Source organism: Streptomyces sp. NPDC001348, assembly GCF_053597535.1.
The window spans coordinates 1-23,012 of sequence record NZ_JBSFIK010000071.1; the positions used below are offsets into that span (position 1 = coordinate 1).

Genomic DNA, 23,012 nt, shown 5'->3' on the forward strand with positions numbered 1-23,012 from the left:
CCCGCGTACTGGATGTACTCGGGTGGTGCGACAACGCGGCGAGGTGCCGTGCCGGGCGTCGCGAGCCGGTGAACCTTTCCGGTCGCAGCACTAGCGCGACGACTGCCGGGCGGTGCCGTCGAGGAGGGGGAGCAACTGCTCCTCCTCGTAGGCCAGATGCGCCTCCAGCTCCTGGGTCAGCCGTACGGCCTCGGCGCGCGCCCCGGCCCGGTCCTCGGCGGCGACCGCCCGGCGCAGCTCCTCGACGAGCACGGCGATCCGTTCGTGCTCCCGGCGCAGCCGCTCGCGGACCGGGGCGAACTCCGGGTGCCGGTCGCTGAGGAACGGGAACATCATGGTGTCCTCGCCGGCGTGGTGGTTGTCCAGACCCTGGCACAGCGTGAGGCAGTTGACCCGCAGCTGCGCGCCGAGTGAGCTGCCGCCACTCGCCATCTCCTTCCGTATCAGGGCAAGTTCACGGCGGAAGACGTCGTGCACCAGTCTGATGGCCTCGCCCGGCGAGCCGGCCTCGATGTGCGGCGGGCCGCCCTTGGCGATCTGCTCCAGTGCGACGACCGGGATCACCCGCCCGGCCCTGCGCTGGTACTCCGCCCAGCCCGGGTCGGCCTCCACCGCCCGCGCGAAGGCCTGCTCGCGCTCGTCCCCGGCCAGGACGACGGCCCGCGCCTCGTAGGTGAACACGCCGCTCTCGACGGTCACCCGCGGATGCGCGAGGAGGTTGCGGTACCAGTCCGGGTGCCGGGGCGAGCCGCCCGCCGAGGCGATGACCAGGACGCGGTCGCCGCCGTCGGGAAGATAGCCGACGGGGGTGGTGTGCGGGGTTCCGGTGCGGGCGCCGGTGGTGGTGAGCAGCAGCAGCCGGCCGCCCTCGAAGGGGCCGCCGACGCGGCCGTGGTTCGCGCGGAACTCGTCGATGACGCGGCGGTTGAAGTCGTGCGGTCCGAAGTCGCTGGGCACTGTCTCTCTTTTCTTCCTCTGCTGGCGTTTCTCGCGGACGCAGAGGAAGAGGCGGGCTCCTGGCCCGCCGCGGCCTCACTCAGAGGCCGGGCACCCAACTCGCTCACGGCACAAGGCCGACCCGGCAGTCATGGCGGTGACGCTACCGTGCCCCCATGACCTACGCCACCGACTTCCAGTCCGTCCCGACCACCACGCTCGCCGACCTCGTGGGCCGCGCCCAGGTGATGGACTTCCGGATCCGACCGCTGTGGGGCCCGGTGCCGCGCCTCGCCGGACCGGCGTACACCGTCAGCTGCCCTCCCGGTGACAACCTCATGCTGCACGCGGCGATACACCGTGCCGAGCCCGGCTCGGTGATCGTGGTGGAGTCGGGCGACCTGGAGTACGCGCTGGCCGGCGGCAACGTCTGCGCGGTGGCGCAGCGGCGCGGCATCGCGGGGTTCGTCGCCGACGGGCTGGTCCGCGACCTCGGCGAGATCCGAGAGATGGGCTTCCCCGTCTTCGCGCGGGGTGTCGTCCCGATCCCCGGTGCCAAGTCCGTCGTACGGCCGCTGAACCGGCCGGTGCGGTGCGGCGGGGTGTGGGTCGCCGCCGGGGACCTGGTGGTCGCCGACGAGGAGGGCGTCGTCACCGTCCCTGCCGGGCGCCGGCGGAAGGTCCTGGCGGACGCGCGGGCCAAGCTCACCAAGGAGGCCGCCGAAACCCTGGACGCCTGGGAGGCGGCACACCGGTCCCGGATCGGCATGATCCTCGCCGGGAACGGCTTCGAGGGCTGAACCCTGAGGTGATGCCGCTGCTGTCCCGGAGTCGTGGCCGCGGGGCCCGGGCGCAGGGCCGTAGCGCGTTCGGGGCTTCGGGTCAGGACCGGGCGAGGACGCAGAACTCGTGGCCCTCCGGGTCCATCAGGCACGTCCACGGGACGTCGCCCTGGCCGACGTCGAGATCGGTGGCGCCGAGGGACCGCAGCCGGGCCACCTCCGCTGCCTTGTCGTCACCCGGGCCCGGCACCAGGTCGAGGTGGACACGGTCCGGCACGCTCTTCACGTCGGGCGTGCGGAGGAACTCGAGATACGGGCCGGTACCCCGGGTGGAGCGCAACGCCGCGTGCTCGTCGGTCACCTCGTGCACGGTCCAGTCGATCGCCTCGCCCCAGAACCGGGCCATGGCCCGCGGATCCACGCAGTCGACCACCACCGCGGCGATCGGCCCGGTGTCCCGGTAGATCTCCCGGGGCTCCAGCACGCAGAACTCGTTGCCCTCGGGGTCGGCGAGGACCGTCCACGGCACGTCGCCCTGGCCCACGTCGGCGGGCGTCGCACCGAGGGCCTTCAGGCGCGCCACCAACTCCGCCTGATGGTCCGCGGAGGTGGTGGCGAGGTCGAGGTGCACCCGGTTCTTCGTCGTCGTCCGGGGATCCGGCACGGCGATGACGTCGACGCAGACGGTGACCGGGTCCAGCCAGTCGAAGCCGTCGGGGAGAACGGCGGTCGCACCGGCTTGCCCGCTCCCGGCCCGCCAGCCCAGCGCCTCCGCCCAGAACCGGCCGACCACCGAGTCGTCGAGGGCCTTCATGTTCACCAGGACGGGTCGCAGCGTCATGCCGGTGAGCCTATGCGCCCGGTCCGCCGGACCCGCCCGGTGGAGGGTCAGCCCGCCACGAGGCCGGCGAGCAGTTCGGCGGCGGGCCGCGGGTGGACGAGCCAGCGCAGGTGGCTCCCCTCGAGCGTCCGGACGTCGAAGGGGTTCTCGGGGGTGAGCGCGTCGCCTTCGCGGATCATGCGGTCCTGCATGGCGGGGGGAATGCCGGCGTCGGCGGTCAGGCGCACGTAGGTCCTGGGTATCCGGCCCCAGGTCGCGGCCTGTGCCCGGTCGGCGGACGTACCGACGTCGAGGTTCTCGTCGGGCTGGAAGGTGTTCAGGAAGGTCCGGAACTCGTCGTCGGTGAGGTCGGCGGCGAACGCCCGCTTGAACGCGGCGAGCGCCGTCGGCCCGGCGGTGCGGAAGTTGGTGCGGAGCAGACCGAGTTCGGCCGGGTTCCCGACCAGCGTGGCGGCGAAGGCTCCCGCGTCGGCATCCGCCATCTCCGGCTGGGCGTAGTAGTCGCTGACGTCCAGATCGACGGGGCACCAGGCGGAGACGTAGACGAGCCGGTCGATGAGCTCGGGCCGGGCGTTGGCGACGGCGGTGGCCGTGATGCCGCCCCGGCTGTGGGCGACGAGGACGGTGGGCCCGTTCCGCCTGGCCCGTTCGAGGACCTCGATCACCCGGGCGGCGTTGTCGGCGAGCGTGACTCCCTTGATGCGCCCCGGTTCCGCGGCGAGTGCGTCGAGATCCTGGGGAGCCTGGTAGGCGGCGGGGAAGGTGGCCTCGAATCCGTGCCCGGGAAGGTCCACCGCGGCCGAGCGATGCCCGAGTAAGGCGAGTTCGGCCTGCAGTGGCGCGAACGAGAACGAATTCGCGAAGGCACCGTGAACGAAGACGAATGTCGGCAGGTTCTGCATGCCTCAGCGTCCAACAGAACGATCTTCTGAGCAAGATCGAGGGGCAAGATCGAGGGGCAAGGTCGAGAGGCTAGGTCGAGAGGCTAGGTCGAGAGGCTGGGCCAAGGGGGCAGGAGCCGAGCATCAGGCCGGCGGCCGGGAGAGTCTGGCGGCCACGGCGTCGAGAACCCACTCCAGGCCGGTCGCGAAGGATGTCTCGGCGTCCACGTCCGTGCCGTCGTGGACGGCCTTGGCCAGTGCCGGGAAGCGGCCCGTGGCCAGCATCCTTGTCACATGCGGGCCGTGGGCGCGCTGCCAGTCGCGCTTGGACAGGCCCGTGGCGCGCTCGGCCCGCAGGTTCGCGATCTCGCGCCTGATCGCGCCGGTGAAGTAGGCGCTGACGGTCTCCACGGCGCGCATGACGGTGTCCACGTCGGCGAGACCGTCGAGGGCGGCCAGCGTGGCCTCGGTCACGGCGAGGCCGTTCGGGCCCAGGGCCGGGCGGCCGCCGAGCAGGTCGGCCAGCCATTCGTGACGCAGGGCGGCCCGTCTGGTGCGGTGGGCGAGGACGCGCAGCGCCTCCCGCCAGTCTCCGGGCCGCTCCTCGGGGAGGATCTCGGCTTGGACCTCGTCCACCATGAGGTCGAACAGCTCCTCCTTGGTGGAGATGTACCCGTACAGCCGCATCGGGCCGGCGTTCAGCCGCCCGGCGACCTTGCGCAACGACACCGCCTCCAGCCCGCCCTCGTCGGCCAGCGCGACGGCGGCGGCGACGATCCGCTCCCGGTCGAGCGGCACGGGGCGGGCCGGCGGCTCCGGCCGGTCCCACACAGTCATGGCCGCATCGTACTGTTGCGACACACCGTTGCGATACATCGTCACGTGGCAATACAGTGTATCGACATGAGACATCGCATCGCAGTGGTCGGTGGCGGCCCTGGTGGTCTTGCCTTCGCCCGTGTCCTGCACCGCCATGGCCACCCCGTCACCGTCCTCGAACGCGATCCCGCCCCCGACGCCCGCCCCCCGGGCGGCACGCTTGACCTGCACGAAGGGCTGGGGCAGCTCGCCCTGGACAAGGCGGGGCTGCTGGCGGAGTTCCAGGCGCTGTCCCGGCCCGAGGGTCAGGCCATGCGCATCCTGGACACGGACGGGACCGTCCTGCGCGACTGGCACCCCCGACCGGACGACCGGGCCAACCCCGAGATCGACCGCCGGCAACTCCGTGACCTGCTGCTCGGTCCCCTCGACGTCCAGTGGGGGCGCGGTGTGACGCAGGTGGTGCCGGGGACGCGGGACGGCGTACTGGTCCGTTTCGCGGACGGACGGGAGGAGGCGTTCGACCTCGTGGTCGGCGCGGACGGCGCCTGGTCCCGGGTCCGCCCGGCGCTCTCGTCGGTGACGCCCCACTACACCGGCGTCACCTCGGTGGAGACCTCCCTCGACGAGGTCGACATCCGCCACCCCGGCCTCGCCCGGTTGATCGGTGACGGTTCCGTGTCCGTGTACGGGGTGAACCGCTCACTGGTCGCCCAGCGCAACAGCGGCGGCCACGTCAAGGTGTACGCCAAGTTCCGCGCGCCACTGGACTGGCACGCGAACCTGGACCCGGCCGACGTCGAGGCCGTGCGATCGAGCCTGCTGGCCCTGTTCGACGGCTGGGCCGCTCCCGTCCGGGACCTCCTCCGCCACGGCACGGCCTTCGTCCACCGCCCCTTGTACACCCTCCCCGTGTCCCACACCTGGACCCACGTCCCCGGGGTGACGCTCCTGGGCGACGCCGCCCACCTGATGCCCCCGCTGGGGGCGGGCGCCAACCTCGCGATGCTGGAGGGCGCCGAGCTCGCCGAGTCCGTCGCCGGCCGCCCCGGAGACCTGGACGACGCCGTCCGCGCCTTCGAGGAACGGATGTGGGCACGGGCCGGCAGGTGGGCCAGGATCACGACGGCCGGTCTGGAACGCCTCGTGAGCACTGACCCCGCCGAAGCCGTCGCCCACTTCGACGAGGTCCAGCCGTCCTGACCGCCGAGCGCGTCGGTGTCCTGCCTTGCCGGAGTTCCGTGCTCTTCCGCGCCGGCCGGGTGGGGGATGCGGGCGGCCAGGCGCCAGGAGCCCCCGCCGACCGGTCCCACGGTCGGATGGCCGCCGAGGGCGCCGACGCGTTCGCGCAGGCCCACGAGCCCGTAGCCGGAGCCGACGGCGGCCGCCGGCCCGGGGGCGACCGGCGGGGTTGGTGACCTCCACCAGCGTGGCCGGCGCCCGGTAGTCGATCGTCATGGTCACCGGGGCGCCTTCGGCGTGCTTGCGGGCGTTGGTCAGGGCTTCCTGCGCGATGCGGTGCACGGCAAGGCGGTGGGTGGTGGGCGCGTCCTCCGGCCGGCCGTGGATCGTCATGGCAAGGGGCTCGGAGGCGGCGCGGGCGTCGCCCACCAGCCACCCGCCTGCCGCCCCTGGACGACCGGCGACGCCCACCCTCTGCTTTCGTCGGGGGAAGCCGTCGAAGAACGGCGGGTCCACTGCCGGGAACCGCGCCGGCTCCTTCGCGTTCGTGACACGGCGCACTATTGCAAGCAGGTGCTTGCAATAGTTAGCAGGGGTGGGGCAAGGTGGAGGCATGGCATCGCTCAACGTCGGCAATCTCGGTGAGTACCTGCGCGAGCAGCGGCGAAACGCCCAGCTGTCGCTCAGGCAGCTCGCCGATGCCGCCGGGGTGTCCAATCCGTATCTGAGCCAGATCGAGCGCGGGCTGCGCAAGCCGAGCGCGGATGTGCTGCAGCAGGTCGCCAAGGCGCTGCAGATCTCCGCCGAGACGCTGTACGTGCGGGCCGGGATCCTCGACGCCGAGCGGGACGGGGAGGAGCGCCGGCGCGAAGGTGCGACGCGTGCCGTCATCCTCGCCGATCCCACGCTGAACGAGCGGCAGAAGCAGGTGCTCCTGCAGATCTACGAGTCCTTTCGGAAAGAGAACGGGTTCGGGATCGACACCGCGGGTGAGGAGAGCACGGAAGAGGACATCGCGAGCGGTGCCGGCGCCGTGCGCGGCACCCGCACGGCCGACGGCAACGACGCCGTCGCCGGCACAGATCCGCAGCAGACGGCCAGTTGAGCCGGACCAGGGCACTGGCCGCACTGCCGCGGACCCCAAAACCCTCAGCCGAACGTGAATCCGGGAGGACCATCACCATGGCCATCACCGACGACCTGCGCAAGACCCTCAGCGACCCGACTCCGCTCTACTTCGCCGCCGGTACCGCCGACCTGGCCCTCCAGCAGGCCAAGAGGGTGCCCGCCCTGGTCGAGCAGCTGCGCTCCGAGGCACCGGCCCGCATCGAGGCCGTGCGCAACACCGACCCGAAGGCGGTGCAGGAGAAGGCCGCAGCTCGGGCCAAGGAGGCGCAGGAGAGCTTCCAGACCAAGGTCACCGAGTTCTTCGGCACCATCGACGGCGACCTGAAGAAGCTCGGTGAGTCCGCCCAGGACCTCGCCCTGCGTGGCGTGGGTGTGGCCGCCGAGTACGCCGTGAAGGCCCGCGAGACCTACGAGAAGGTCGCCGAGCACGGTGAGCAGACCGTGCGCACCTGGCGCGGCGAGGCCGCCGAGGAGATCGAGGACCTGGCCGTCGCCGTCGAGCCGAAGGGCGAGCCGACGCTGTCCAAGCCCGCCGTGGCGGAGCCCGTCACGCCGGCCGACGTCAAGCCCGTCGCGGAGAAGAAGCCCGCCGCGAAGAAGGCGCCGGCCCGCAAGGCCACCCCCGCCAAGAAGACCACGCCGCCCGCGAAGTGACCGACGGCGCGTGAACGGGCCGGGCACCCCTGGGGTGTCCGGCCCGTTCTACGGGTACGGTGGCCGCGTAGGGATCGGGAGAGAGCGGGCGGTGGCAGCATGCTGATGTTGGGCTTCGCGGGGTTCTTGGGACTGCTGAAGATCGTCCTGATGGCCCTCGCCGCGTTCGGGCTGTTCGACGCCGCGTTCCGGCGCGAGGACGCCTTCCGCGCGGCCGACAAGCAGAACAAGGTGTTCTGGCTGATCATCCTGGCCCTGGCGCTCGTGGTGAGCTACCTGTTCTCGATCCTGTCCATCCTGCCGATCGCCGGCGTGGTCGCGAGCATCGTCTACATCGTCGACGTGCGTCCCGCGCTCCGGCAGGTCTCCGGCGGCAGCGGCTGGGGCCGCCGCCGCGGCAGCAGCAGCGACGGCCCGTACGGGCCGTACAACGGCGGCCGCTGACCCCCGGAAGTCCTCCGTCCCCGCCCGCCGAGGCCACGGATCCCGCCGACCGCGCCGGTTCGGCCCCGGCCGGAGCGGACCGTACGCCGGGGCGTTGAGTCCCAGCGGCGAGCCCGGTCCGGCGGGACCATCGGCCCCGCGTCGGCTTGTGTGGCCGCGGAACCGTTCCCTGCCGCGTTCCCGTGGGTCACCCGATCGGCCGGGTCCCGGTCGAGGAAGGCGTCGCCGACCACCACCAGGTTCGTGCGGTCTCCGCGTGCCGCAGCCGGCCGGCGTTCCGCCACCGCGTCCGGCCGCTGGCGGACGGCCGCCGGCCGTACGACGCGGGCCGCCGGGCCCGGCACGCGGCAGAGCCCAGCGGCAGCGCTACGGCACCCGGTCCAGCAGGACCACCGCCACGTCGTCCGTCAGTTCCCCGCCGTTGAGGTCGCGGACCTCGCTGACCGCGGACCGCAGCAGGTCCTCGCCGGTCAGGCCCCGCTCCAGCTGGCGGCGGACCATCGCCACCATGCCGTCCTGACCGAGGCGTTCCCCGCCCTTGCCGACCCGGCCCTCGATCAGGCCGTCCGTGTAGAGCATCAGGCTCCACTCGGCGCCCAGCTTCACCTGCATCCGAGGCCAGCGGGCGCCGGGGAGCAGACCGAGTGCGGGGCCGTTGTTGTCGTACGGCAGGAGTTCCGCGGGCCGCCCGGGGCGGGCGATCAGCGGGGAGGGGTGGCCGGCCAGGCAGAGGCCCGCGCGGCGGCCGTCGGGGGAGATGTCCACCGTGCACAGCGTGGCGAAGATCTCGTCGTCCGCGCGCTCGTGCTCCAGCACCTGCTGCAGCGTGTTCAGCAGTTCGTCTCCGCACAGACCGGCCAGCGTCAGCGCGCGCCAGGCGATGCGCAGCTCCACGCCGAGCGCCGCCTCGTCGGGGCCGTGGCCGCAGACGTCGCCGATCATGGCGTGCACGGTGCCGTCGGGCGTGCGCACGCAGTCGTAGAAGTCGCCGCCGAGCAGGGCGCGCGAGCGGCCCGGCCGGTAGCGGGCGGCGAAACGGAGCGAGGAGCCCTCCAGCAGGGGTGTGGGCAGCAGGCCCCGCTCCAGCCGGCGGTTCTCCTGGGCGCGCACCCGTCCCTCGGCCAGGCGCCGCTCGGCCGTGTCGGACCGCTTGCGCTCGACGGCGTAGCGGATGGCGCGGCTGAGCAGCCGGCCGTCCAGTTCGTCCCGGAAGAGATAGTCCTGGGCGCCGACGCGCACGGCTTCGGCGCCGCGTTCGGAGTCACCGGAGGCGGTGAGCGCGAGCACGGCGTGCCGGGGCGCGAGCTCCAGCACGTGCCTCAGTACGGCGAGCTCGTCGCCGCCGCCCCGGCCGCCGGGGGCGGGCAGCGCGAGGTCCAGCAGGATGCAGTTGACGTCGTCGGTGAGCAGCCGCTCGGCCTCGGTGAGGTTGCGGGCGGTGCGCACGCGGATCGGCTTGCCGGCCGAGTCCAGCAGTTCGGGCACGAGCGGCGAACCTGCGGGATCGTTTTCGATCAGCAGCAGGGTGAGCGCGGCGTCGGCCGCGGTGGTGTGGGTGGCGGCCGCGCCGCGGTCGGCCTCGTCCTTGTGGGGGCCGCCGGCGGTGCGCGCGGCGGTCTGCGCCTGACCACTCTCCGCGGCCGGGATCGCTCGCTGCCGCGGTATGGGTGCGGGCATCGTCCTGGGTTCCTTCCCTCCCCCCGAGGGCGTGGCGGGGCGAGGGACCTCGACCCACCCGGTGGGGACCATAGCGGTACTCGCCACCGCAACGGAATGGCGTGAGCCGGGCCGCCCGGCAGGCAGCCCGTGTCATATGCCGCCTTACCCACCACAGTTGGACAGGGTGGTGGTGCGGCGGGAATGACGAAGCTCACGTCCCGCCGGGGTTTGGGCGGCTGTTGGGCGTGCGGTGGGCCACATGGCGTACATCACGTCAGCATTCGGGCAATCCGGATGCTTACGGTCATCTGCCTCATGCGTCGGGCCGTACCACCCCGAGTATCGGCATGGATCCCGCCCCCGCGAGCGTCACCGTTCGTCCCGGGCGCGGGGCGTGGATGATGGCGCCGTCGCCCACGTACATCGCCACATGGCTCGCGTCGTGGAAGTAGATGATCAGGTCGCCGGGCCGCATGTCCGCGACGTCGACGTGCTTGAGCTGCTTCCACTGCTCCTGCGAGGTGCGCGGGATGGGGTGCCCGGCGTCCGCCCAGGCCTGCGAGGTCAGGCCCGAGCAGTCGTACGAGCGGGGGCCCTCGGCGCCCCACACGTACGGCTTGCCGATCTGGTGCGTGGCGAACGCGACCGCCTTCTCGCCCTGCTCGGACGCCTTGCCCTTGATCTCGTCGAGGACCCCGGTGTCCAGCCAGGCCGTCTGTGCCTTCGCCGCGGCCTGCCGCTCCAGTTCGGCGAGCTCGTCCTTCTGCTTCTTCTGCAGCCGGTTCTCGAGCTTCTCGGCGGCCGCGATCTGCTGCTTGATCCTCTTCTTGGCGGCGGCCTTGGCCTTGCGGTTCGCCTCCAGCTTGTTCCACCGGTCGGAGGCGTCCTTCGCGTAAGCCTTCAAGTCGGCCTGGGTGCGGGACATTTCCGCGAGCAGGCCCTTGGTGGCCCGCTCACCCTCCAGCACCCGCCCGGCCCGGTCCAGGAACTGCTCCGGGTCGTCGCTCAGCATCAGCTGGGCCTCGTCCGGCAGCCCGCCGCCGCGGTACTGGGCGCGGGCGGCGGCTCCGGCGCGGTCCTTCAGCGTGTCCAGCTTCTTCTGGCCCTTGACGATCTTCTTCGCCAGCTCGACGATCTCGGCGGACTGCTTGTCGGCCTTCTCCTCGGCGGCGTTGTACTCGTCGGTGGCCACCGCCGCGTCGTGGTAGAGGTCGTCGAGCTTCTCGCGGACCTTCTCGAGGTCCTTGTCCGGCGGGAGGGCCGGGGAGGCGCTGGGGGAGGCCGTGGGTGTCGGTACCGGACTGGCGAAGGCCGTGCCCGGCGCCGACAGTACGGTGACCGCGCAGACCACGGTCACGGCAGCCGCGAGCAGACCGCGCTTGCCCGTGTGCATACCACTGCCCCCAAACTGATTAACCGTCAGTAACTTGGTGCCTGGGGGATCGTGCCACGGCGCGGCGCAAAACGACAGGGTCCGCGCCCGGTGAGTCCCTCCCCGCTTCCCCTTCCGGGCATGACGATCTCCCCGCCTTTGTGACGTACGACTCACGGAGATCGTTCCCGGGGGCCGGGGCCGGGGCCGGGGCCGGGGCCGGGGCCGGGGGCCGACCGATGGCCCGGACCTCGGCGGCTCCCTCGGTGACTCCTTCGGGGGACTCAGCCCCGCGGCGCCAACGCCGCCCAGGCCACGGTCACTTCCCCCTGCCGCCACCTGGCCGGCGAGTCGGTCACCGGCCAGTCGGCCGTCAGGTCCCGCACCGCGCGGACCCAGCGCTGGCGGGCCCCGTAGGAGGCGTAGGGCGCGGCGGCGGCCCAGGCCCGGTCGAAGTCACGCAGGAAGGCGTGCACCGGCTCGCCCGGCACATTGCGGTGGATGAGTGCCTTCGGCAGCCGCTCGGCCAGGTCCGACGGACGGTGGAGGGACCCCAGCCGGGTCGCGAAGGTGACCGTCCGCGGCCCCTCCGGGCCGAGCGCGACCCACACGTGCCGCCGCCCGACCTCGTCGCAGGTCCCCTCCACCAGCAGCCCGCCCCGGGTGTGCCCGTCCGCCGGGGCGAGCCGCGCGCACAACCGCTGCCAGACGCCGGGCACCTCGCCCTCGTCGTACTGCCTGAGGACGTTGGCGGCCCGGATGAGCTGGGGCCGGCCGGGAACGGGGATCTCGAAGCCGCCGTGCCGGAAGGCCAGTCCCTCCCGCTCGTACGGCTTGGCCGCCGCCACCCGGGCGGGCTCGATCTCGATGCCGACGACACGCGCGCGTGGCGCTGCCGTGCGCAGACGGGTGAGCAGTTCGACCGCCGTCCAGGGCGCGGCCCCGTACCCGAGGTCGACGGCGACCGGGTCGGCCGCACCGCGCAGCGCGGCGCCGTGCGTGGCGGCGATCCAGCGGTCCATACGGCGCAGCCGGTTGGGGTTCGTCGTCCCGCGCGTCACCGTTCCCACGACGGGGGTCCCCCCGCTCGAGCCATGCCGAGGGTGGGGGAGGGCGGCCACACGGATTGTCATGCGTACGAGGGTAAGCGTGACGGGGTACCCGTTCTCCGACCGTGGTCCACGCAGCCCGACCTCGAACGGTTGATCGAGTTCGGGCAATGATTGGGCAAAGCCGCACGGCCGGGAAATGGAGTGGCGTCCTTCGCTGTTGCATCCCCTGGGAGGGTGCCGCGCGTCCTCCGACCGGCATGCCCGCAGCAAGGAGGAACGCCACGTGAGCCAGTACGTCAGCAGGCTCGGGCGTCGCTCTGTGGCGGCTCCCTCGCGGCTCAGGCTGCACCGCAGGCCCCGCCGCGTCGCCATGCTCTCCGTGCACACCTCACCGCTCCACCAGCCCGGCACCGGCGACGCCGGCGGCATGAACGTCTACATCGTGGAGCTGGCGCAGCGCCTCGCCGCGATCAACATCGAGGTCGAGATCTTCACCCGGTCGACCTCCGGCGGCCTCCCGCCCAGCGTCGAACTGGCCCCGGGCGTCCTGGTCCGGCACGTCGACGCCGGCCCCTACGAAGGCCTCGCCAAGGAGGACCTCCCGGCCCAGCTGTGCGCCTTCACGCACGGCGTGATGCAGGCCTGGGCCGGTCACCGTCCCGGCCACTACGACCTGGTGCACTCCCACTACTGGCTCTCCGGACACGTCGGCTGGCTCGCCGCCCAGCGCTGGGGCGTCCCCCTGGTGCACGCCATGCACACCATGGCCAAGGTCAAGAACGCCAACCTGGCCGACGGCGACACCCCCGAACCGGCCGCCCGGGTCATCGGCGAGACGCAGATCGTGGCCGCCGCCGACCGGCTGATAGCCAACACCGCGGAGGAGGCCGACGAACTCGTCCGGCACTACGCGGCCGACCCCGGCAAGGTCGCCGTGGTCCACCCGGGCGTGAACCTCGACCGCTTCCGCCCGTCCGACGGCCGAGCCGCCGCCCGCGCCCGGCTGGACCTCCCGCAGGACGCCCTGATCCCCGTCTTCGCCGGCCGCATACAGCCCCTCAAGGCCCCCGACGTCCTCCTGCGGGCCGTCGCCGTCCTCCTCGACGAGCGGCCCGAGCTGCGTTCCCGCATCGTCGTGCCCATAGTCGGCGGCCCCAGCGGCAGCGGCCTCGCCAAGCCGGAGGGCCTGCAGAAGCTCGCCGCGCGGCTGGGCATCGCCGATGTCGTACGGTTCCGCCCGCCCGTCGGGCAGGAGCAGCTCGCCGACTGGTTCCGGGCCGCGTCCGTGCTGGTCATGCCGTCCTACAGCGAGTCCTTCGGCCTGGTGGCGATAGAGGCGCAGGCGGCCGGGACGCCGGTGCTCGCGGCGGCGGTCGGCGGACTGCCCGTGGCCGTACGGCACGAGGAGACCGGATTCCTCGTACAGGGCCACGAACCCGCCGACTACGCGCGCGTGCTCGGCCGGTTCGCGGACGACCCGGAGCTCACGGCCCGCATGGGCTCGGCCGCCGCCCATCACGCGCGACGCTTCGGCTGGGACGCCTCGGCCGCCGCCACCGCCGACGTCTACACGGCCGCGACGCAGTCCCACCGCCGTCGCGTACGCTCCCACCATGGGTGATGCGCAGAAGGCGGCCACGCAGGTCATCGAGGATTTCCTGAAGGACGCCGAGCTGGAGTGGGAGAGCCCCGGGCCCGGCAACTACGTCGTCAAGCTCCCCGGCACCCGCAAGCTGTCGACGACCGTCTCCCTCCTCGTGGGCCGCCACTCCCTCTCCCTGAACGCCTTCGTCATCCGCCACCCGGACGAGAACGAGGCCGCCGTCCACCGCTGGCTGCTGGAGCGCAACCTCAAGCTGTACGGCATCGGTTACGCCGTCGACCAGCTCGGCGACGTCTACGTCACCGCCCGCCTGCCGCTGGCCGCCGTCACCGCCGACGAGGTCGACCGCCTGCTCGGCCAGGTCCTCGAGGCCGCCGACGGCAGCTTCAACACCCTCCTGGAGCTCGGCTTCGCCTCCGCGATCCGCCGCGAGTACGCCTGGCGGGTGTCCCGCGGCGAGTCGACGCGCAACCTGGACGCGTTCGAGCACCTGACGCGACGCTCGGCCGAGTGACCCCGGGGCCGGACGGGCCGGGGGCGGACATCTCCTAGGACGGGTCCGGCTCGGGCTGTGTGCTGCCGCTCTTGTCGAGTTGGTCGGCGAACGCCCGCAGGGCGTCGGCCAGTTCCTTCTTGGTCGGCAACTGGTCGACCTTCTTGTCGAGTTCGGTGATGCGCCGGTTCAGCTCGTCCAGGTCGCCCGGAGGGGTGGTCCCGCTTCCGTCGCCGGAGGGTTCGGGTGTCGGGGCCGGGTCGTCCGGTGAGGTGGACGTCGGGTAGGGGTCGGTGCCGCCGGTGGCGCCCACGGTGCCGCCGCTGTCGGTGTCCCCGGACGGTTCCCCGGACGGTTCCCCGGACGGGTCCCCGGACCCCGAGTCCGGCGGGACGGTGCTCGTGACCCGCTGCCGGGGGCCGGGGTGGTCGCCCGACGACGCGGCCAGCGCCACGCCGACGCTGAGGGCGACCAGGGCCGCGGCACCCGCGACCGCGGTCGCGAGACGCCGGAGCGGCAACGAGCGGGTCTTCATGGATGGATCGCGAGGAGTCTGCGGTTCCCGTGCTTTCTGTGTGTCATCTGCTTTCTGTGTGTCATCCATGGCGGGGACGCTAGCGCGCGCTGATCACCGGACGGGGGGCTTCCGTTGATTTGCCGAAGGGTTGGTCAGATAGATGGACAACGGTCCGATCGGTTGATCCTTGCGAGACCACTTCCCCCCAGGGGGATGCGATGGCATGCTCACGCCGACGCAATCCTGAACGACGTTCATATGGATGAATGTAAAGGGGTGGCTGAACATGAACCACGGGCACGTCAGCAGACGGACACTCCTCGCCGGGGCCACCGCCGTGGCCCTCACCGCGACGACCGGCACGGCGGCAGCCACGACGAGGGAGGTCCCCACCCTCTGGAAGGAGTTCACCCGCACCCCCTTCACCCACCCCCAGATCCCCTACGTCGGCCGCGCCGGCTACCGCGCCGGGGCCACCCTCTTCCCCCGCCCGCGCGTCGTCGCCGACGTCACCCGCTTCGGCGCCGTACCCGACGGAACCACCGACTGCGCCCCCGCGATCAACCGTGCCATCGCCGCCGCCGGAAGGGCCGGCGGTGGCACGGTCACCATCCCGCCCGGCACCTTCCGCATCGACGGCCTGATCCAGATCGGCTACGACAACGTCGTCCTGCGCGGCGCCGGAAGCTCCCGCACCACGCTGTACGCCACGAAGAACCTCACCGAACTGATCGGCGCCTACGGCTCCCGCTACGGCGGCACCAAATCGTCCTGGTCATGGGCGGGCGGCCTCATCTGGCTCGCCCCGAGAGCCCGTTGGGACTCCCTGGTCACCGCCATCAAGGCACAGGCCTGGCCCTTCGAGGGCTGGACCGGCAACGAACGGGACGAGTGGACGACCCTCACACCCGTGAGGCCCGCCCGGCAGGGCGACTGGACGGTCACCGTCGCCGACGCCTCCCGGCTGTACCCCGGCCGGCTGGTCCTGCTGCGCATCGCCGACGACACCGCCCACACCCTGCTGCAGCACATGGCCGGCGGCGGACCGGGCCCCGCGGCGTACTACTGGGACGACAAGACCAAGCTGCTGTCCTACGTCCCCTACGAGTGGCCCGTCCGCATCGCACACGTCCACGGCCGCCGGGTCACCCTGGAACGCCCGCTCCCCCTGGACCTGCGCCCCGAGTGGAACCCGCAGTTCACCACCCACGTAAGGGAGCTGACCGGCGCGGGAGTCGAGGGACTCACCCTGGAGGTGATGGAGACCCCGCAGTCCCCGCACCTCCTCGACAAGGGCTACAACGGGGTCGTCCTCCAGTGCGCGTACGACTGCTGGGCGGACGACGTCACCGTCCGCAACGTCGACAACGGCTTCGGACTGGTCGCCGCCTCCTCCTGCACCCTGCGCCGCACCCGGGTCGGCGGCCGGGGCGAACACCACCCGTACTTCTGCCGCGAGGGCTCCCACGACAACCTCGTCGAGGACTTCACCCTCGAACAGCGCACGGTCCCCGCCCGCACGGACACCCAACTCCACGGCATCAACGTCGAGGGCCTCTCCTCCTACAACGTCTGGTCGCACGGCGAGATGCAGATGGGCACCTTCGACTCCCACCGCGGCCTGCCCTTCGCCAACGTCCGCACCGACATCACCGTCGACAACAACGGCCGCCACGGCGGCGACGCGAACGCCGGGCCGCTGTTCGGCGCCCGGTTCACCCACTGGAACATCCGCGTCACCAACCACCGCGCCGGCCTGATGAAGATCGACGGCCTCGCCCCCTACAGCGCCACCGTCGGCGTCGACGAGTGCACCGAGTTCGACCAGATCGACGTACCCGACTTCACCGGCGACCTGCACAGCCGACTGGAGCTGTACCCCACGACGGACACCGTCCGCCCCCGCAACCTGTACGAGGCTCAGCGCGCCCTGCTCCGGTAGCGCCCCGGAGTCACGCCCACCAGCCTCCTGAAATGCCGGGTGAGGTGCGCCTGGTCGTAGAACCCGGCCACCGCCGCCACCTCACCAGGCGGCAGCCCGTCCAGCAGCAGCCGGCGGGCCCGGTCCACCCGGCGGGACATCAGGTACTGGTGCGGCGCGATGCCGTACGCACCGCTGAACGCCCGGACCAGATGCGCGGGATGGGCGTGCAGCAGCCCCGCCGCCTCCTCCAGCGAGACCCCCGCGACGACCCGGGCGTCCAGCAACTCCCGCAGCTCCCGGACGAGTCCCGGACAGCGGAGGGCCCGCCGTACCTCGCTCCCGCGCCGCAGATGGTCCTGCAGCCGCTCCCCGACCAGGGTGAGCCTGCTCTCCGCCTCCAACTCGTCGCCCGGCCGGGCGAGGGCGGAGTGCAACTGCCCGACGCGCAGCCGCAGTACCGGATCCCTGAGATCCGGCCCGTCCACGGCGGCCCCGATCAGCTCCTCGCCCAGCCGGCTGCTGTCCAGGTACACCACCCGCTTACGGAAACCGCCCGGAGTCGCCGGGGAGCCGTTGTGCGGCACGTGCGGCGGGAGCAGGGTGACCGTGTCGTGCGGGGTGCCGTGCTCGTGCCGCTCCAGGTCGTACCGCACGGCCCCGTCGTCCACGATGAGCAGCGTCCAGGCGTCGTGGACGTGCATCGGGTAGGCGTACTCGGTGAAGCGGGCGTGGAAGACCTCGGTGACACCCGGGACGCGGGGGCGCCACGCGCTCACTTCCTGCCGGGCGGTCATGCCGGTCATGCAAAGAACGTACAAGACGGGCGAGTGCGGAACTCGGCAGTCTCGTCGCATGGACAGTGAACCCCTCCGCTTCGACACCAAGATCGCCGTGCTGCTCCGCGAGGACCTGGAACCCTGGCAGCGCCTCAACGTCACCTCCTTCCTGGTCAGCGGCCTCGGCACGACGGTCCCCGAGGTCATCGGAGAGCCGTACGAGGACGCCGACGGGGTGCCGTACCTGCCGATGTTCCGCCAGCCGGTGCTGGTCTTCGAGGCCACGAAGGAGACGCTGACCGCGGCGCACGCCCGGGCCCTCTCCCGCGCCCTGCCCCGCGCCCTGTTCACCTCCGACCTCTTCGCCACCGGCAACGACCGCGACAACCGCGCGGCCGTGAGGGCCGTGGGGACGGGGGACCTCGACCTGGTGGGGCTCGCGGTGTACGGGCCGAGGAACGCGGTGGACAAGGTGGTGAAGGGGGCGCGGCTGCACCCGTGAGGGCGGGTGCCGTCAGGTGGCCGTGACCTCGTTCCCGGCGTCCCTGGCGACCGCCGGGACGAGGTCACGCTCCCGCGGCAGCCGACGCGCGAGCAGCCCGTACCCCAGGGCCGCGACGGTACCCACCAGCGCGCACATCCCCCACAGCCACTCCGCGCCCAGACGGTCGATCACGGCGCCCGACATCAGCGGGGCGACCAGCGCGGCCACCGACCAGGACAGGGTGTACATGCCCTGGTAGCGGCCCCGTCCGTGCACCGGCGAGAGCCGCACGACCAGCCCGGTCTGCACGGGGGCGTTGACGATCTCGGCCAGTGTCCAGACGCAGACGGTGAGGGCGTAGACGCCGACCGACCCGGCGAAGGCGGTGAGCCCGAAGCCGTACCCGGCCAGCAGGGAGGAGACCACGAGCAGGGTGCGCGGGTCCCGGTGCTCGATGAACCGCGTGACGGGGATCTGCAGCGCGACGATCAGCACACCGTTGACGGCGATCGCCATGCCGTAGTCCGCGGACGAGAACCCGGCCGACCCCATCGCCACCGGCAGACCGACCGAGCCCTGCTGGAAGACCAGCGCGACGAGGAACGACAGCCCCACGACGGACATGTACCGCCCGTCGCGCAGCACGGTCCCCAGACCGACGTCGGCCCTGCTCTCCTTGGCGGCGGGCGCGGGCCGCGACTCCGGCAGCCGGGCGAAGACGACGAGCGCGCACACCAGGGTCATCCCCGCCTCGATGAGGAAGCCCGCCCGGTAGCTGACCTCGGCGACGAAACCGGCGGCCATGGAGGAGACGGCGAACCCGAGGTTGATCGCCCAGTAGTTGAGCGAGAAGGCCCGGACGCGGTCCTCCGGCCGGACGATGTCGGCCATCATGGCCTGCACCGCGGGCCGGGACGCGTTCGACGCCATGCCGACGAGGAAGGCGACGCCGGCGATGGCGACGGGATCGCTCACGAAGCCCAGCAGCGTCACGGACCCGGCCGTGGACACCTGGGCGACCAGCATCGTCGGCCGCCGCCCCAGCCGGTCGGCGGCGACGCCCGCGCCTATCGAGGAGACCACCCCGCCGAGCCCGTGCAGGGAGGCGACCAGACCGGCGTACGACGCGGAGTACCCCCGGTCGATGGTGAGGTACAACGCCATGAACGTCGCCACGAACGCCCCGAGCCGGTTGACCAGGGTGCTGGTCCACAGCCACCAGAACTCTCGGGGGAGACCGGAGACGGTCTCGCGGGCGGCGCGTCCGAGACGTGCGGCGGCGGTGGTCATGGACTCGGATCCCCCAGCATGTAAGCGGCTCACGACGTGAACACAACTTACAAGCGGGGCGAACGAGGGGGCCATCCAATTAACCGGCACGGCCGGTTGTCCGCCTTCCGGGCGGGCCACGCATGGGTCCGAATGCGTGGATTACGCTCTGGGACATGGCCGACGCACCGTACAAGCTGATCCTCCTCCGCCACGGCGAGAGCGAGTGGAACGCGAAGAACCTGTTCACCGGCTGGGTGGACGTCAACCTCAACGAGAAGGGCGAGAAGGAGGCAGTCCGCGGTGGCGAGCTCCTGAAGGACGCCGACCTTCTCCCCGACGTGGTCCACACGTCCCTCCAGAAGCGCGCGATCCGCACCGCGCAGCTGGCCCTCGAGGCCGCCGACCGCCACTGGATCCCCGTCCACCGTTCCTGGCGCCTGAACGAGCGCCACTACGGCGCCCTGCAGGGCAAGGACAAGGCGCAGACCCTCGCCGAGTTCGGCGAGGAGCAGTTCATGCTGTGGCGCCGCTCCTACGACACCCCGCCGCCGCCGCTCGAGGACGGCGCGGAGTTCTCCCAGTCGGACGACCCCCGCTACGCGACGATCCCCCCGGAGCTCCGCCCGAGGACGGAGTGCCTGAAGGACGTCGTCATCCGCATGCTCCCGTACTGGTACGACGGCATCGTCCCCGACCTCCTGGCCGGCCGCACGGTTCTGATCGCCGCCCATGGCAACAGCCTCCGCGCCCTGGTCAAGCACCTCGACGGCATCTCCGACGCCGACATCGCGGGCCTCAACATCCCCACGGGCATCCCCCTGTACTACGAGCTGACCCCCGACTTCAAGCCGGTCACCCCCGGCGGCAAGTACCTCGACCCGGAGGCGGCCGCGGCGGCCATCGAGGCGGTCAAGAACCAGGGCAAGAAGAAGTAGTCGCGCATGAGTAAGCCCCCTTCCTGCGGTTTTTCCGCTGGGAGGGGGCTTTGCGTCTGGGCCGTCTCTGGGCCGTCAGGGCCGTAAGCATTCCGGGCTCCGGCTCCTCTCCCCGCCCCGCTCCAGCCCCGGCCGGCGCCAGTGCCGCGCGCACAGCATGCAGCCGCCTGATGCCAGAGAAGAGGTGCATCGTGGCTGGGGCCGGTCGGTTCCACGGACCGGCAGGAGCCGCAGACTCACCTGCGCGACTGCGTGAAACGCCCGTCCTCGGGTGCCCTGTTCTGGCAGCGGACGGCGCATGCGGCGGATTCTTCGGGGCTCCGGCGCCGTCCCGATAGGACGGCGCCGTTGTTCTCGTCGCGTGGCTAGCGGACGTCCACGTAGTCGCCGGGCGCGTTGGCCGCCGGGGTCGTCGTCGTGCCCGCGAAGCTGTAGCGGAAGTAGCCGTCGGTGGAGGCGGTGACGGTCGTCCTGAGGTCGCCCGTCGAGTCGGACCTGATCGTCTTCACCGTGCTGTAGGTGGTGCTGCCCTGCTTGCGGAACTGCAGCTTCACCGGCTGGTTCGTGTAGCCGTGGTACTCGTTGTCGTCCCAGTTGGCCCGGGACAGCTTGCCGGTGACCGTGATCGTCCCGCCCTTCCGCACCGGCTCCGGCGAGGCGTCGACCGTCAGCTTCGAGGCGCGCTGCACCTTGAACGTGGTGGCCGCGTCCCGGTAGATGTAGTCGGAGTCGTGGGCGGAGACGAGCGTGCCGAGGTCCCAGGTGGCCGCCGCGTTGTTGTCGACGAAGCCGGTCGACGCCTGCGGGTCGAACGTCAGCGTGCCCGTGCAGGTCGACGTGGTGGCGCTCACCTTGGCGCAGGTGATGTCGCCGTCGTCGTACCAGATCTGCGCGAAGTTCGGCTTCGGACCGGAGGCGCTGATGTAGGTGGTCTCGGCGATGCCCGAATCGTCCGACGCGGTCACGGAGACCTTGGCGGACACCGCCTTGGTGGTACCGACCACGACCGGCTTGCCGCCGTTGACGACGACCTTGTCGATCGTGATGTTGCCCCTGCCGCCGTCTCCCGCCTGGGCGGCGGTGGCGCCGATCGCGGTGGCGACGAGTGCGACGCTGGTGCTGAGCAGGGCGAGGCGCATGGGTGCGCGCATGAACGTTCCCCCCGGAGTTCTTCTTTGGTCAGAGGGAGCGTACGGTCTTGGCCAACGGTTCACCACATCGTTGTTTCGACGTCTCCGCTGACGGACGCCTCGCGTTCGTCAGGCCGACCGCAGAGGCGGAACCTGCCTTGTGATCGCGGCGGCCGGCTGTGGATTGTCCGGTTCGGGGCCGGGGTCCGCGGTGACGACGACTCCGGCCGTCCGAACGTCGAACCCGGTCGGCCAGACCGTGAGGTCGCTGGCCAGTGCTCCCTCCAGTTCCGCCTGCCGCAAGTCCGCACGGCTGAGGTCGCAGCCTCGAAGGTCGGCCGACCGCAGGTCCGCGCCGGCGAATACGGCGTCATCAGCGCGTGCCTTGCGCAGATTGGCCTCCCGCAGGTCCGCACGCGAGAAGTCCGCCTCCCGCATATCGGCCTTGACCAGACGCGCGCCGCGCAGGTCGGCTCCGATGCAGCGGACCTGCTGGAGGATCGAGGTTCCCAGTTCCGCATGACGCAGGTTGGCCGCTATCAGCGACGCCCTGCTCAGGTTGACCTGGTAGACACTGGCCGCCTCCAGGCACGCGCCGTCGAGGTTGACTCCCTGCAGCCACAGTCCGTCACAGTCGGCTCTGCGAAGGTCGGTCAGGCTGACGTTCAGCCAGTCCGGGCGGGGGTCCCGGCGCAGGACCCCGAGGCACGTCAGCGCTGTCTGGGCATCCGCGGCGCGGGTCTCCAAGGGTCGCACCGAATTGATCGACACGTCCGCCGCCGGGGATCCCGGCTCCTGCGGCGGCCAGGGCAGGTGGGTCCGAAGATACGCCGCCATGATGGAGACGACCGCCTCGTGATCGCGGACGGAATGGTCGGCGATCCGCCACAGTGCGTAGATGCCCCCGATGCGTACGTCCAGCTTGTCGCTGCCGAGCTGGTCCACGGCCCGGCTGAAGCGATCGGTGACCTGTCCCTCCCGGGTCGCAGCCAACCCGTCCTGGCTGACGCGCACCTGCCGCCAGGTGGCGTAGGCGCCGAACAGCACGACCGCGCCGCCCACCGCTTGCAGCAGCGTGGTGCGCACGTTGTTCACCGCGTTCAACCGGTCCGCTGCGGCGAGGTGGCCGCCGGCGAGATCGTGCTCGACCACGAGCCGCGGAAGAATCAGGAGCACAACACCCAGTACGGCGAGCCCGCCCAGGGCGGCCGTCGCGGCGGCGACGGTGCGAGTCGGACGCGAACGGCCAGGAACGGATCCCCCCATGGACATCGGATCTTAGGGCAGGGGTGAACCCGGTCAACCTGTCTGTCGCTCGGTGGAGTTCCGTTGCTTCCTGGAACGAGTTTCCAAGCCCCCTGCCGGCGGCTCCGCGCAGGCAGGGGCTTGTAGCTGTCCGGGGGACGTCTCAGGAGCGTCCGCTGCCGCCGGCAGCGCGGTGGCCGCGGCCGGATCCGCCGCCGGTTTCGTGGGTGTCGTCGCCCTGGGGCGCAGCGTGATGCGTCAGCACCTTCATGATCTCCGAGGCCAGCACGTCCGCCAGGGCGGGGGCGAGGGACTGCGCCAGTGCGGTCGCGAGGGTCTGCGAGAACAGGAGCCTTTCCAGTTCCGAGGAACCGGAGGGCGGTCGGGAAAGGGATGCCACGGCCGCTTCCATCAGGGCTCCCGCCAGTGGGTCCTTCACGTTCTTGAAACCGGTGCCGGTATGTGGAATTCCGGACTCGTGCACCATTTCCTCGAAGACCTCGTCGATGAAGGCCTCCAGGGGATCCCGTTTCGATTCTCCGCCGGACTCAGCTGCCATTGTGGTTCCTCAAGTCTTCGGTTGCCGTACGGGGCCTGCCCTCCGATGTCGGCGATTGCGAACAGTCGGAGGGCAGGGTGTCGCACTTCCTTTAGCGGCGCATGAGTGCGGCGAGCAGGAGGGGGTGCTGGATCAGGGGTTCGTTGCGCTCCTCGCGGCGGTGCATGAGCGCGGCGAGGAGAAGCGGGTGCTGGATGATCGATTCCTCGCCCTGCTCCTCGCGGCGGTGCATGAGTGCGGCGAGCAGGAGGGGGTGCTGGATCAGGGGTTCGTTGCGCTCCTCGCGGCGGTGCATGAGCGCGGCGAGGAGAAGCGGGTGCTGGA

The 23,012-nt window shown here is 71.7% G+C and carries 24 protein-coding genes; 10 read left to right on the forward strand and 14 right to left on the reverse strand.

Features of this window, described 5'->3' with window-relative positions:
* Positions 1-90: 90 nt before the first annotated feature.
* Positions 91-957: a nitroreductase/quinone reductase family protein gene (locus ACWC21_RS40120; RefSeq protein ID WP_450889617.1), complete on the reverse strand. Its 867-nt coding sequence runs from the start codon at positions 955-957 to the stop codon at positions 91-93.
* Between the two features lie 155 nt (positions 958-1,112).
* Between ACWC21_RS40120 and ACWC21_RS40125 the strand changes: the two genes are divergently transcribed.
* A complete protein-coding gene (locus ACWC21_RS40125; RefSeq protein ID WP_450889619.1) occupies positions 1,113-1,736 on the forward strand; it encodes an RraA family protein in 624 nt (207 codons plus the stop codon).
* A gap of 82 nt (positions 1,737-1,818) precedes the next feature.
* Here the strand turns inward: ACWC21_RS40125 and ACWC21_RS40130 are convergent, their stop codons facing one another.
* The 3 genes from ACWC21_RS40130 to ACWC21_RS40140 form a co-directional block, all read right to left on the reverse strand.
* Positions 1,819-2,559 carry a VOC family protein gene (locus ACWC21_RS40130; protein ID WP_450889621.1) on the reverse strand — a complete coding sequence of 247 codons (741 nt, stop codon included), beginning with the start codon at positions 2,557-2,559 and terminating at the stop codon, positions 1,819-1,821.
* 47 nt (positions 2,560-2,606) lie between these two features.
* Positions 2,607-3,461 (reverse strand): alpha/beta hydrolase, encoded by an 855-nt coding sequence (locus ACWC21_RS40135; protein ID WP_450889623.1) that lies wholly within the window; start codon positions 3,459-3,461, stop codon positions 2,607-2,609.
* 123 nt (positions 3,462-3,584) lie between these two features.
* Positions 3,585-4,277 carry a TetR/AcrR family transcriptional regulator gene (locus ACWC21_RS40140; RefSeq protein ID WP_450889625.1) on the reverse strand — a complete coding sequence of 231 codons (693 nt, stop codon included), beginning with the start codon at positions 4,275-4,277 and terminating at the stop codon, positions 3,585-3,587.
* Between the two features lie 66 nt (positions 4,278-4,343).
* Between ACWC21_RS40140 and ACWC21_RS40145 the strand changes: the two genes are divergently transcribed.
* From ACWC21_RS40145 to ACWC21_RS40160, 4 genes are all read left to right on the forward strand, one after another.
* A complete protein-coding gene (locus ACWC21_RS40145; protein WP_450889626.1) occupies positions 4,344-5,462 on the forward strand; it encodes an FAD-dependent oxidoreductase in 1,119 nt (372 codons plus the stop codon).
* A 592-nt stretch (positions 5,463-6,054) separates the two neighbouring features.
* Positions 6,055-6,546: a helix-turn-helix domain-containing protein gene (locus ACWC21_RS40150; protein ID WP_450889627.1), complete on the forward strand. Its 492-nt coding sequence runs from the start codon at positions 6,055-6,057 to the stop codon at positions 6,544-6,546.
* A 77-nt stretch (positions 6,547-6,623) separates the two neighbouring features.
* Entirely contained in the window at positions 6,624-7,223 is a 600-nt protein-coding gene (locus ACWC21_RS40155; protein ID WP_450889629.1) for a hypothetical protein, read from the forward strand.
* Between the two features lie 99 nt (positions 7,224-7,322).
* A complete protein-coding gene (locus ACWC21_RS40160) occupies positions 7,323-7,667 on the forward strand; it encodes a DUF2516 family protein (protein ID WP_388791512.1) in 345 nt (114 codons plus the stop codon).
* A 366-nt stretch (positions 7,668-8,033) separates the two neighbouring features.
* Here ACWC21_RS40160 and ACWC21_RS40165 read toward each other — a convergent pair whose 3' ends face one another.
* From ACWC21_RS40165 to ACWC21_RS40175, 3 genes are all read right to left on the reverse strand, one after another.
* The gene (locus ACWC21_RS40165) at positions 8,034-9,344 is read right to left on the reverse strand and encodes a PP2C family protein-serine/threonine phosphatase (protein WP_450889631.1); all 1,311 of its coding nucleotides are present in this window, start codon (positions 9,342-9,344) and stop codon (positions 8,034-8,036) included.
* Positions 9,345-9,639: 295 nt separating this feature from the next.
* Complete coding sequence (locus ACWC21_RS40170; RefSeq protein WP_450889633.1) at positions 9,640-10,719, reverse strand: NlpC/P60 family protein; 1,080 nt, start codon at positions 10,717-10,719, stop codon at positions 9,640-9,642.
* A 263-nt stretch (positions 10,720-10,982) separates the two neighbouring features.
* Positions 10,983-11,768: a class I SAM-dependent methyltransferase gene (locus ACWC21_RS40175; RefSeq protein WP_450889634.1), complete on the reverse strand. Its 786-nt coding sequence runs from the start codon at positions 11,766-11,768 to the stop codon at positions 10,983-10,985.
* A 265-nt stretch (positions 11,769-12,033) separates the two neighbouring features.
* On the opposite strand from ACWC21_RS40175, the gene mshA reads away from it, so the two are divergent.
* Together mshA and ACWC21_RS40185 are read left to right on the forward strand one after the other, a co-directional pair.
* Entirely contained in the window at positions 12,034-13,371 is a 1,338-nt protein-coding gene (gene mshA / locus ACWC21_RS40180) for a D-inositol-3-phosphate glycosyltransferase (RefSeq protein WP_450889635.1), read from the forward strand.
* Positions 13,364-13,867 (forward strand): YbjN domain-containing protein, encoded by a 504-nt coding sequence (locus tag ACWC21_RS40185; protein WP_450889637.1) that lies wholly within the window; start codon positions 13,364-13,366, stop codon positions 13,865-13,867. Before mshA ends, ACWC21_RS40185 begins: the two co-directional genes overlap by 8 nt.
* Positions 13,868-13,901: 34 nt before the next feature.
* Here ACWC21_RS40185 and ACWC21_RS40190 read toward each other — a convergent pair whose 3' ends face one another.
* Entirely contained in the window at positions 13,902-14,381 is a 480-nt protein-coding gene (locus ACWC21_RS40190) for a hypothetical protein (RefSeq protein WP_450889639.1), read from the reverse strand.
* 268 nt (positions 14,382-14,649) lie between these two features.
* Here ACWC21_RS40190 and ACWC21_RS40195 point away from each other — a divergent pair, with 268 nt between their 5' ends.
* Positions 14,650-16,305, forward strand: a complete 1,656-nt coding sequence (locus ACWC21_RS40195) for a glycosyl hydrolase family 28-related protein (protein WP_450889640.1) — start codon at positions 14,650-14,652, stop codon at positions 16,303-16,305.
* Here ACWC21_RS40195 and ACWC21_RS40200 read toward each other — a convergent pair.
* The gene (locus tag ACWC21_RS40200; protein ID WP_450889660.1) at positions 16,284-17,081 is read right to left on the reverse strand and encodes an AraC family transcriptional regulator; all 798 of its coding nucleotides are present in this window, start codon (positions 17,079-17,081) and stop codon (positions 16,284-16,286) included. The genes ACWC21_RS40195 and ACWC21_RS40200 overlap by 22 nt on opposite strands.
* A 7-nt stretch (positions 17,082-17,088) precedes the next feature.
* Here ACWC21_RS40200 and ACWC21_RS40205 point away from each other — a divergent pair, with 7 nt between their 5' ends.
* The gene (locus tag ACWC21_RS40205) at positions 17,089-17,565 is read left to right on the forward strand and encodes a DUF2000 family protein (protein WP_450889641.1); all 477 of its coding nucleotides are present in this window, start codon (positions 17,089-17,091) and stop codon (positions 17,563-17,565) included.
* A gap of 12 nt (positions 17,566-17,577) precedes the next feature.
* Here ACWC21_RS40205 and ACWC21_RS40210 read toward each other — a convergent pair whose 3' ends face one another.
* Positions 17,578-18,837: an MDR family MFS transporter gene (locus ACWC21_RS40210; protein ID WP_450889643.1), complete on the reverse strand. Its 1,260-nt coding sequence runs from the start codon at positions 18,835-18,837 to the stop codon at positions 17,578-17,580.
* Positions 18,838-18,992: 155 nt separating this feature from the next.
* On the opposite strand from ACWC21_RS40210, the gene ACWC21_RS40215 reads away from it, so the two are divergent.
* The gene (locus ACWC21_RS40215; protein WP_450889645.1) at positions 18,993-19,754 is read left to right on the forward strand and encodes a phosphoglyceromutase; all 762 of its coding nucleotides are present in this window, start codon (positions 18,993-18,995) and stop codon (positions 19,752-19,754) included.
* A gap of 365 nt (positions 19,755-20,119) precedes the next feature.
* Here ACWC21_RS40215 and ACWC21_RS40220 read toward each other — a convergent pair whose 3' ends face one another.
* From ACWC21_RS40220 to ACWC21_RS40235, 4 genes are all read right to left on the reverse strand, one after another.
* A complete protein-coding gene (locus ACWC21_RS40220; RefSeq protein ID WP_450889647.1) occupies positions 20,120-20,905 on the reverse strand; it encodes a calcium-binding protein in 786 nt (261 codons plus the stop codon).
* Positions 20,906-21,013: 108 nt separating this feature from the next.
* Positions 21,014-22,150 carry a pentapeptide repeat-containing protein gene (locus ACWC21_RS40225; protein ID WP_450889648.1) on the reverse strand — a complete coding sequence of 379 codons (1,137 nt, stop codon included), beginning with the start codon at positions 22,148-22,150 and terminating at the stop codon, positions 21,014-21,016.
* 142 nt (positions 22,151-22,292) lie between these two features.
* Complete coding sequence (locus tag ACWC21_RS40230; protein WP_450889650.1) at positions 22,293-22,688, reverse strand: hypothetical protein; 396 nt, start codon at positions 22,686-22,688, stop codon at positions 22,293-22,295.
* Between the two features lie 91 nt (positions 22,689-22,779).
* On the reverse strand, positions 22,780-23,012 hold a 233-nt coding region (locus tag ACWC21_RS40235; RefSeq protein WP_450889651.1), incomplete at its 5' end, for a hypothetical protein.